At 69.4% G+C, this 10,822-nt stretch carries 5 protein-coding genes; 3 read left to right on the top strand and 2 right to left on the bottom strand.

Annotated features, from left to right (window positions below):
• Window positions 1-62: 62 nt before the first annotated feature.
• Together AKH00_RS17685 and AKH00_RS17690 are read right to left on the bottom strand one after the other, a co-directional pair.
• The gene (locus tag AKH00_RS17685; RefSeq protein WP_082297631.1) at window positions 63-1,730 is read right to left on the bottom strand and encodes a polysaccharide deacetylase family protein; all 1,668 of its coding nucleotides are present in this window, start codon (window positions 1,728-1,730) and stop codon (window positions 63-65) included.
• Window positions 1,727-3,937, bottom strand: coding sequence for a glycosyltransferase (locus AKH00_RS17690; protein ID WP_082297632.1), 2,211 nt, complete (start codon window positions 3,935-3,937; stop codon window positions 1,727-1,729). The genes AKH00_RS17685 and AKH00_RS17690 overlap by 4 nt, the downstream gene beginning before the upstream one ends.
• 132 nt (window positions 3,938-4,069) lie before the next feature.
• Between AKH00_RS17690 and AKH00_RS13970 the strand changes: the two genes are divergently transcribed.
• The 3 genes from AKH00_RS13970 to AKH00_RS18460 form a co-directional block, all read left to right on the top strand.
• Complete coding sequence (locus AKH00_RS13970; protein WP_235556783.1) at window positions 4,070-5,026, top strand: glycosyltransferase; 957 nt, start codon at window positions 4,070-4,072, stop codon at window positions 5,024-5,026.
• A 63-nt stretch (window positions 5,027-5,089) separates the two neighbouring features.
• Window positions 5,090-5,731 (top strand): hypothetical protein, encoded by a 642-nt coding sequence (locus tag AKH00_RS13975; RefSeq protein WP_152926200.1) that lies wholly within the window; start codon window positions 5,090-5,092, stop codon window positions 5,729-5,731.
• Between the two features lie 181 nt (window positions 5,732-5,912).
• Window positions 5,913-10,822: PKD domain-containing protein (locus tag AKH00_RS18460; protein WP_050723351.1), on the top strand; the 4,910-nt coding region annotated here is incomplete at its 3' end.

Here is a 10,822-nt window from a genome sequence, read left to right on the forward strand (position 1 = left end):
CACAGCCCCGTCCGTCGCCTGCACGGGTCCTCTTCGCTTTTCACGGATGAGCATCGAGCACCTCACCCGACCAGGATCGTCCGTCGGCGCAGGCGGCCCCGCTCCGCGGCCCGCGCGAGCGAGACGGTGCGCAGGCCCCGTGCGGCGTACGCGTCGAGCACGTCGGCGATCAGCGCGGCGCGATCGAAAGGGGAGATCGGCGGGTCGTCGACGCCGTCGTGGATGCCGGCGCGCGAGTCGTGCGCCAGCACGATCGCGCCTCGCGCGATGCGGTCGGTCGCGCGTTCGATCCGCCGCTCATGGGAGGCGTCGCCGCCGTCCAGCACGCTCGTCGTCCACAGCACCGGCGTCATGCCGGCGCGACGCACCGAGCGCCAGGTGCCGACGGACAGGGCGCCGTAGGGCGGACGATACCAGCGGACAGGTCGTCCGGTCGTCGACTCCAGTTCCGCGCGCCCGTCTGAAAGGATCCGGTCGAGCTCATCGCGCGGGATGGTGCTCAGGTTCCTGTGGTCGGTGCCGTGCAGAGCCACCTCGTGCCCGGCGTCGAGGATGCGACGCACCAGCTCGGGGTGCGTGCGCGTCCGCGTGAGCAGGACGAAGAACGTCGCCGTGGCTCCGCGTGCGTCGAGGACGTCGAGGATCTTCGGGGTCCACTCCGGATCGGGACCGTCGTCGAGAGTCAGCACCACGACCGGTTCGAGGGTGCGGATCGCCGTCACGGATCGGAAGAACGGCGAGGCGCGGCGCACGGCGCCGACCACGGCGGAGACGGCAGGTCGCCGGGAGCGCGTCGCCGGTCGGGCGTACTCGGGGCGAGCGATTCCGAGCGCTCCCTGCATGAGTCCGATGCCTCGGTGGATCTGGCGCACTCCGGTCGCTCGTCGTCCGAGAGAGCCCATCGCGACGCCGACGGTCGCTCTCGCGAACCCGCGCGTGCACCACGCCGCGCTCTTGAGGGCGTTGCGGGCGCGCGCGATCGCCCTCTGGCGTCCATCGGGCGCGAGTCTGAGCTCGACCACGACCTGGGTCTGACCGTGGTGTCTGGCGCGTGCGAGGGAGAACCTCCGAGTGGCTCGTCCCGGCTCGAGTTCGTCATCGGCGATGGAGGCCGGGCACGCGACGATCGAGCCCCCGTTGGAGACGATCTGACGGGTGAACAGCGTGTCCTCGCCTCCGAAGAGGCCGAGGGTGGTGTCGAACCGTAGCCCGAATTCTCGGACCACGGCCAGGTCGAGCAGCAGGTTGCCCGCCCCCGCCGCGGGCATGCGCTCGTCCTCGGCGCGGTCGGGGCGGCGGAAGAGCCCGGAGGCGAGGACCCACGAATCGGCGTCGGCAGGGAAGACCGTGTGCACACGACCGGCGACGGCGGAGGCCCCTGTCCGCCTCCAGCACTCGACGAGCGCGGACAGCCATCGCTCCCGCGGCACTTCGTCGTCGTCGATGAAGACGAGCAGATCGCGACCGTCGGCCGCCTCGAGCGCGTGCTGGCGCGCTGCGGCGATGCCGGGAGTCGGCTCGGGCGCGTACAGGACCTCGGGTGCGGATCGAGGGGAGGTGGCGACAGCTCGGGCGCTGCCGTCAGGGTCGTTGTCGACGACGATCACGCTCACCTCGGCATCCGCGACCTCGGCGATACGGGACGGCAGGACGTCGAGCAGCCTCTCGAGACGGTCGGGGCGGCGGTACGTCGGGATCGCTATCGCGATCCGCAGCGGCGAGGCGGTCATCGGGCCGCGGCCCGCAGAGCCCGGGCGTGCCGGAAGGCGCTGGCGTGCTCGGATCCGACGGCTGACCAGTCCCGGCGGGAGAGGTCGGGAGGATCGGTCGCTGCCTCCGTCCGGATGGCCGCGAGAGCATCCTCGAGATCCTGGGCCGTCAGGTCGCCGTCGAAGAACTGGACCCAGCGCGGCCCGACCTCTTCAGCGAGTGCGCGGTTGACCTCGTTGTCGGGGACGAGGACCGGGCGACCGAGGGAGAGTGCCGCGAGCGTCGTTCCCGAGTTGTGCATGTGGCGGTAGGGGAGGACGACGAGCTCGGACTCGCTCGTCCGCGCCACGAGCTCTGCATCGTCGAGGAATCGGAACGCGAAGTCGATGCGGTCGTCGCCATCGGCGAGTGCGATCAGTTCGTCGCGGAGCTCGGGGGTGGAGGGGCGGCCGCCGATGGACAGCGTCGTGTGCTCGGCATCCCAATCACGGAACGCGGACAGGAGCTGCTCGACGCCCTTGTAGCGACGGATCAGACCGACGTAGCCGATCTTCCCTGCCACGGATGCGGGGGAGGGGTGCTGCGCGAACCATTCACGGTAGTGACCGTGCAGGATCGTGCGCCGCGCCCGGCCAGCAGGAAGAGGCGTCTGGTCGTTCAGAGTGATGACCAGGGTGGTGGCGCGGTCGACCCTGTCGAGAAGCGCGAGGTCGAACCGCGTCATCCCGCTCGGACGCTCCAGGTTGTGCAGCGTCCTGACGACGGCCACGCCCGTGATCCGGATGCGGAGGAGGAACAGGATCGTGAGCGCGCGTCGGGCGAGGCGGCCTGAGAGCCGGTGACCGCCGACCAGGAGCTCTGGCCAATGGACGTGGAACACGTCGAGCCGGCCGAACAGTGCGCGCTTCCAACTGAACAGCGACAGCTCGAGTCCCGCGGTTTGTTCGATCGCGGCGCACAACTGGATGAGATAGGGGTTGGTGGTCGGCCGAAGCACCGTCGACTCCATGACCATGAGCGGGCGGCGCCGTGACACGGCCGCCTCGTACCATTCGCCGACGAGCACCGGCAGTCGGGTGGCGCTCCAACGATCGTGCGGTGTTCCGGGCGTCGTCGAGGAGCCGCGGAGCGCCGTGGCGAGACGTCCCGGAAGGTCGGCGCCGTGCACCGGTACCACCCGGGCGTTGACGTGTGCGAGGAGCTGGGGGCCGCCGAGATCGAGGCAGACGACCGGGAGCCCCATCGCGCTCGCCTCGCCGGCGATCCAGCCGGCCTGATCGTGCATCGACGGGAAGAGCAGTGCGTCGGCTCCTGCCAGGGTGTCGAGCGTCTGCTCCCGCGATACGTGGCCGGCGAAGTCCACCCGGTCGGCGACTCCCAGCCGGGCGGCGAGCCGCACGAGTCGATCGTGCTCGTAGCCCTCGCCGAGGACGACGAGACGCCATCCCTCAGCGGCGGGCCGCGAGATCGCTTCGATCGCGAGCGCGGCGCCCTTCCATGCGAGAAGTCGCCCGGCGAAGACGGCGACGCGGCCCGAGGCGCTCCCCCGGTGCGCGGGGATCTCGCCGGTGAAGGCGGCGTTCGGTTCGACGACCACGCGCCGCGCACGTCGGAATCTGCGTGCGACGTCGTCGTTCTGAGCGACGACGATGGCCGCCTTGCGGGCCGCGTGGTCTCCCCAGATCGCACGGGGCACGGCCGTCGCGATCCGGCGCGCTACTTCGGTCACCGTCCCGCGGACGCCCAGCCAGCGGCGCAGTCGAGAGATCGGTACTGGGCTCGAACCCCCGACCGGGCCCCACACCAGAGGGATGCCGAGATCGGCGACGCCGCAGGGGAGCCAGTCGTTCGCGAACGAGACGTGGTGCACCACGTCGAACCCGTGCTCGGCGTGGAGTGCCGCCGCCGTGCGACCGGCGAGACGCTGCCAGGCGACGTAGTACCAGTAGAGGTCCCAGCTGCGGCGTTTCCACCGGAGGACCCGGGCGGACAGATCGATATGCACCACGGTGATGCGCGCGGCGAGGTCGGCGTCGGCATCGAGAGCAGCGTCGAGCGCCTCGCGGAAGCGTTCGCGCGTGATGATCCAGACGTCACCGGACGCGGCGGCGGCTTCCGCCATGGCCCACCCGGCGATCGCCTCCGGGCCGTGGTCCGGCCCGCACGCGTACGCACTGATGAGGATGCGCGATCTCCGACCGGTGATCTGTGGATCGTCGACAGTCATTGGTATACAGCCCTCCCCTGAGGCCGAGGTTCCTCCGCACGGTCCCCAGAACTCCGTGACGACACTCGGCAGGCCATACTCTATCTGAGACGATGCCCTGCCGACCGGGGTACGGGAAGGCGACGCATCACGATGCGCGAGGGCAGCGAGCAGACCACGGGTGCCTCCACGGGAGCCGATCTGGCGGTCGCGTCGATCGTCGTCGTCAATTACGGCTCCTCCTCGCTCCTCGAGCGCCATCTCGTGCCGATGGCTCGGTCGATGCCCGGGGTCGCCGTGTACGTCGTCGACAATCATTCGACGCCGGGGGAGGCGCGACGCGTCTCCGAACTGTCCGCGAGCGAGGGATGGACGCCACTGTTGAGTGCGGGCAACGACGGTTTCGGCGCAGGCGTCAACCGCGGCGTCACTGCCGCTCGCGCGGACGGCCGCACGCGGTTCCTGGTGATCAACCCCGACGCGGTCGTCGATGCCACCTCGGTGCAAGTGCTGCTCGATGCCGTCGACGGATCGGAGCCGATCGTGGCGGCGCCCGTCATCCAGGACGGCGCGGGTCGCCTCTGGTCGGCAGGTCACGTCCTCGATCTCGACGATGGAGCGACGCACGGGCGTGCCTGGGCGCAGCGGCATCCCGAGGCTCGCGTCCGCCGGTGGCTGACCGGAGCCGTCCTGATGATCAACGAGGCGGCGTGGGTCGCGACCGGTGGGTTCGACGACGACTACTTCCTCTACTGGGAGGACGTCGACTTCTCGATGCGGGTCGAGGGTGCCGGGGGCGAGCTCGTGCTCGTCGAGGCGGCGAAGGCTGTGCACGATGAGGGCGGGACGCAGGGCATCGGCGACCCCGACGTTCACGCGAAGTCGCCGCTGTACTACTACTACAACATCCGCAACCGGATGCTGCTGGCGCAGAAGCTCCTGGACGCCGAGACGGTCCGCCGATGGGATGCCTCGTCGGTGACCGCCGCCCGAGAGGTGCTGTTGCGCGGCGGCCGGCGACAGCTCCTCAAGCCGTGGCGTCCCTTCCGAGCCGCATGGCGGGGATGGCGCGACGGGCGGCGTATCGCTCGGCGCTCTCGACGGGCCTGACCGGATAGAATCGCCCCCATCCTCCGCACTCACGGTGGATCGCCGCACGGGTAGGGGACGGACATGGGTGAAGACTCGAGCACAGCCACGAGCGGTCCTCGTCGTCGGATGTGGTGGTGGGTGGCCGCGATCGCGGTCGTCGTCGTCGCCGTCATTGTGTACTACGCCGTCACGTCCTCCGGCACCGCGAAGGACTCCGACACCTCGCCGACCTCGTCACCCACGGCGACTGTCACGGATGTTCCGTCGGCCACCCCCGACCCGGCTCAGCCGACCCCGGGTCCATCCGAGCCGTCTGGCTCCATGCCGGAACTCGCTCCCGTCGCCCCCGAGGAGCCGTCGGACAACGGCTCGGGCCTCGTCGCCCGGATAGCCGCGATGAAGGCCGTGCAGGGCGAGGCCGTCCAGGCCGGTGAGATTGCCGGTCCCGCAGTGCAGTTCACGCTCGAGCTCACGAATGACACCGGTGAGGCCGTCGACCTGGGACTCATCTCCGTCAACGCGTACATCGGCGACGACCGGACTCCCGCAGGCGGTCTGGTGCGCCCCGGAGGTGCACCGTTCGAGGGAACGTTGGATGCCGGGAAGTCGGCGACGGGGGTCTACGTCTACACGATCCCCGAGAGTCAGCGCGGCGATGTCACCCTCACGGTCGACTATCGCGCGGGACAGCCCGCCTTCGTGTTCCGCGGCGCGGTCGGCTGACCGCACTCGAATGACCGTCTGGCCGAAGGTCGGACACCCCGGAGATTCCCTTCGACTTGCGTCTTGCCAATAAGACCGATATGCCGCTAGCATCAGCGCAGGGGAAAAGGTCGCCTGTGGGAGGCGGTCTTCATATAGCGCCGCTTCGGCGTGCGCAGTGCAGAACTCTGGGGAGAACGAAGTGCACATCAATCGGGGTGGCCGTATCGTTGCGGCCGAGAAGCGCGGCGTTCGCCGCACGCGCGCGGCACAGCTGTTGGGAGCTGTCGCCACCGCTCTGGCGCTGACCGTCGGCGCACTCACCGTGCCCGCGGTCGCGACCGCCGATACGGCGCCCGCCGCCGGAACACCGGAGACAGTTGCGGCCGACGCGTTGCCGACCGTCCAGATCGACGGGGTCGTGTATGCGCAGGAAGTCGTCGGCAATACCGTCTACGTGGGCGGCAGCTTCGCGCAGGCTCGTCCGGCCGGTGCCCCCGCAGGCACCAACGAGACTCCCCGCGCGAACCTCCTGGCCTACAACCTGACGACCGGTGCCTTGATCTCGTCGTGGAACCCGGGAACGAACGGGACGGTCCTCGACATCAAGAAGTCCGCCGATGGATCCCGCATCTACGTGGCGGGAATGTTCTCGCAGGCCGCGGGAGCCTGGCGTTATCGTGTTGCGGCATTCGACACCGCCACCGGTGCGCTCGTCACCAACTGGGCCCCCGAGTTCAACGCCAGAGTCGACTCTGTCGCGGTGACGGACTCCACGGTCTACATGGCGGGCGAGTTCACCACAGTCAACGGTGCTCAGCGCACGAAGGTCGCAGCGGTCTCGACCGCGACAGGTGCCGTCACAGCTTTCACCGCGGACGTCCAGGGAGGCTACGGTGCGAAGGGCATCGTCGTGTCCCCCGACCGCTCGAAAGTCGTCATCGCAGGCTCCTTCACCTCCGTGAACGGTTCCACCGATCCAGGGCGTGGCATCACTGCTCTGGACGCCAGCCAGGGCACGCTCATGCCCTGGGCGATGAACAGTGTGCTCCGCAACGGCGGCACCGCGGCCGCGATGTACTCGCTGTCCTCCGACGGCGACAGCGTCTACGGCACGGGCTTCGACTACGGCGGGACCTCGCAGGACGGGTGGGAAGGCGGGTTCCGCGCGAGCTGGAGCGACGGCAGCCTCGTCTGGATGGAAGACTGCCACGGCGACAGCTACGACATCGCCCCCACCGCCGACACCATCTACGTGGTCGGCCACCCGCACTACTGCGGCAATGTCAACGGCTTCCCGGAGACCAACCCGCGCTCCTTCAAGCACTCTCTCGCCTTCGCCAAGGCGCCCAACGGCCAGGTGATCACGAACGACACCCAGGGCTACCGCAACTTCGCGGGGCAGCCCACCAGCAACCTGCTGCAGTGGTACCCCGAGTACGTTCCCGGTACCTACACGGGCCAGTCCCAGGGGCCGTGGCAGGTGACCGCCTCCGGCGACTACCTGCTCATCGGCGGCGAGTTCCTCAAAGTCAACGGCACCGCACAGCAGGGCATCGTCCGCTTCGCGAAGAAGACGGTCGCGGCCAATAAGCAGGGCCCGCAGGTGCAGGGCGGAGCGTGGACGCTCAGCGCCACGTCCTTCCAGACCGGCGTGAACCGGCTCTCCTGGGCGGCGAACTACGACCGCGACAACCAGAGCCTGAAGTACCAGGTCTTCCGTCAGGACAAGGGAACGACCACGCCGATCTACGAGACCGACCAGCTCTCGAACTTCTGGACGCGCCCGGCGATGTCGTTCCGCGACACCACAGGTGTGCCAGGGACGACCTACAGCTACCGGGTGCGGGCGACGGATGCCTTCGGCAACACCACGCAGAGCGACTGGACGCCCGTCACGACCGCGGCCGCCGGGGTCTCGACGTCGTACGACGACGCCGTGCTCACCAGCACACCCGTCGACTACTGGCCCCTCAACGAGAGCAGCGGCGCCGCCGGCTTCGACTGGTCCGGCGGCAACGACCTCGTCGTGACCAACGGCACCCGTGGCGCGACGGGTCCGGTCGGCACCTCGAGCGCGACCACGTTCACCGGCGCCTCCGGCTCCGGCGCACGCACGAGCAACAGCACCGCCGGCCCGCAGACCTTCACGGTCGAGGCCTGGTTCAAGACCAACAGCACGCGCGGCGGCAAGATCGTCGGCTTCGGCAACGCCGCGACCGGCAACTCGGGCAGCTACGACCGTCACGTCTACCTCGACAACTCGGGGCGGGTCACCTTCGGCGTCTACCCGGGCTCGACCAGCACTATCACGAGCGGCACCGGCTTCAACAACAACCAGTGGCACCACGTGGTGGCCTCGCTGAGCCCGGCCGGTCAGGTGCTGTACGTCGACGGCGTCAAGATCGGCGAGCGTACCGACACGACCTCGGCTCAGGACTACACGGGGTACTGGCGCATCGGCGGCGACAACTACGGGTCGTGGCCGAACACCGGAACGAGTGCGTACCTCGCCGGCTCGATCTCGAACGTCGCGATCTACGACCGGGCGCTGACCCGCAAGGAGATCGACACGCACTGGGTGGCCAGCGGCCGCACCAGCACGATCCCGGCCGCACCGGCGGACTCCTACGGCAAGGCCGTGTTCGATCTCGACCCGACGCTGTACTGGCGTCTGAACGAGACCGGCACGGGCACCACCGCCGCGGACTCGGGCATCAACGCCTCGACCGGAACGTACACGGGCAACACGAGCGTGCTCGTGAAGAACCAGACCGGAGCGATCTCGGGCGTGAGCAACAAGGCCGTGCGCTGGGCGCCGACCACCAGCTCCACGACCGTGCGTCTGGCCGGCACGAAGCAGTACACCGCGCCGCAGGTGTTCTCGACCGAGGCGTGGTTCAAGACCACGACGACGGCGGGTGGCAAGATCCTCGGATTCGGTGACAGCAACAGCGGGCTGAGCAGCAGCAACGACCGCCACATCTACATGTCGCCGAACGGCCGGCTGAACTTCGGCGTGTGGAACAACGCGCAGATGACCATCAGCACCTCCGGGTCGTACAACGACGGCCAGTGGCACCACGTCGTCGGTGCGCTCTCGGGCGATGGCATGGCGTTCTACGTCGACGGCACGCTCGTCGGCACGAACCCCAACACGGTCGCTCAGGACTACAGCGGCTACTGGAGGGTCGGCAACGACTCCGGCTGGGAGGGCGCCACGACGTTCACCGGCACGATCGACGAGGTCGCGGTCTACAGCAAGCCGCTTACGACCGCGCAGGTGAGCGAGCACTACCAGCTCGGCGCCTTCGGCTCGGTGAACCAGGCCCCGACGGCCGCGTTCGGCTCGATCCCGACCGACCTGGCCGTCGCGTTCGACGCATCGACCTCGACCGACGCGGACGGCTCGATCGCCTCCTACGCCTGGGACTTCGGTGACGGCACCACGTCGACGGACGGTCCGACCGCGGCGCACACCTACACGGCGGGCGGCACCTACCAGGTGAAGCTCACGGTGAAGGACGACCGCGGCGCGACCGACAGCCTCACGCAGGCTGTCACGGTCCGGGCGGCCAACGTCCTCCCGACCGCCGCGTTCGATGCGACCTCCACCCACATGAACGTGGCCGTGGACGCCTCCACCTCGACGGATTCCGACGGCACGATCGCGACCTATTCCTGGTCGTTCGGCGACGGAGCGGTGGCCACCGGCAAGACCGCCTCGCACGCTTACACGACGCCCGGCGAGTACACGGTCACGCTGACCGTGACCGACGACCGCGGCGGCAGCGCGACGATCAGCAAGCAGGTGACCGCGGCGCTCGCGCCCAACGTCCTGCCGACCGCAGCGCTCACGGCGACGATCACGAATCTGTCGGCCGCGCTCGACGCCTCGGCGTCGACCGACTCCGACGGCCAGATCGTCTCCTACGCCTGGAACTTCGGCGACTCGACCACCGCGACCACGACGACTCCGACCACGACGCACGAGTACGCGGCCGGCGGGGCATACACGGTCACGGTCACCGTCACGGACAACCGCGGCGGCACGGCATCCGCATCCAAGGGCCTGACCGCCGTCGAGCCTCCCAAGTTCACGGTGCTCGCGAGCGACAAGTTCCAGCGCACGGTGGCAGCCGGATGGGGGACCGCCGACAAGGGCGGCGCCTGGACCACCTCGGGCGGCAACGCGGCCTTCTCGGTCGACGGCACCACGGGGCGCATCGTCTCGAACATCTACGACACGCGCAGCACGCTGCTCACGGGCGTCTCGTCCAAGAACTCCGACATCACGGCGAAGTTCGCGGTGGACCGCACCGGAGCCGGGTACTCGTGGACGCTGATCGGCCGTCAGGTTGGCGCGGACAACTACTCGGCACGCGTGCGCTTCGAGGCCGGAAACACCATGCGGGTGTACATCCTGCGCGGTGAGACCGCGATCGGCAGCTCCTACGTGCTGCCCGGAACGTACACGCCCGGCACGGAGCTGTCGGTCCGACTGCAGGTCACCGGCACCTCGCCGACGACCGTGCGGACGAAGGTCTGGCGCTCCGCGGATGCCGAGCCCACGGCCTGGCAGCTCTCGGGCACCGACACGACCGCGGCCCTGCAGGCCAACGGATCCGTCGGTCTCCTGACGTACCTCGGCGGCACCTCGGCCACGCCGAACGCCACGATGACCCTGAAGTCGCTCGAGGTGGTCGACCCGACCGCTCCGACCGCTCCGAACCAGCTCCCCACGGCGGCGTTCACGCCCACCGTGGCGGGTCTGAAGGTCACGGTCGACGGTTCGGCCTCGGCCGACTCCGACGGCACGATCGCAGGTTACGCGTGGAACTTCGGCGACGGCGGCACGGCCACCGGCGCGACGGCCTCGCACACCTACACGAGCGCCGGGACGTACAACGTGTCGCTGACCGTGACGGACGACCGCGGAGGCGTCGCGACGAAGACGACCGCCGTGACCGTGGCGCCCGCGCCGAACCAGGCTCCGGTGGCGGCGTTCACGCCGACGGCGACGGGTCTGTCGGTTGCGGTGGACGGGTCGGCGTCGGCGGATCCGGACGGCACGATCGCGTCGTACGCGTGGGACTTCGGTGACACGGGCAC

It is taken from the genome of Microbacterium sp. GCS4 (genome assembly GCF_001262495.1).
GTDB lineage: Bacteria > Actinomycetota > Actinomycetes > Actinomycetales > Microbacteriaceae > Microbacterium.

Coding starts and splice junctions, on each gene's coding strand:
- AKH00_RS17690 (WP_082297632.1), bottom strand. CDS start 3,937: ATGACTGTCGACGATCCACAGATCACCGGTCGGAGATCGCGCATCCTC.
- AKH00_RS13970 (WP_235556783.1), top strand. CDS start 4,070: ATGCGCGAGGGCAGCGAGCAGACCACGGGTGCCTCCACGGGAGCCGAT.
- AKH00_RS17685 (WP_082297631.1), bottom strand. CDS start 1,730: ATGACCGCCTCGCCGCTGCGGATCGCGATAGCGATCCCGACGTACCGC.
- AKH00_RS13975 (WP_152926200.1), top strand. CDS start 5,090: ATGGGTGAAGACTCGAGCACAGCCACGAGCGGTCCTCGTCGTCGGATG.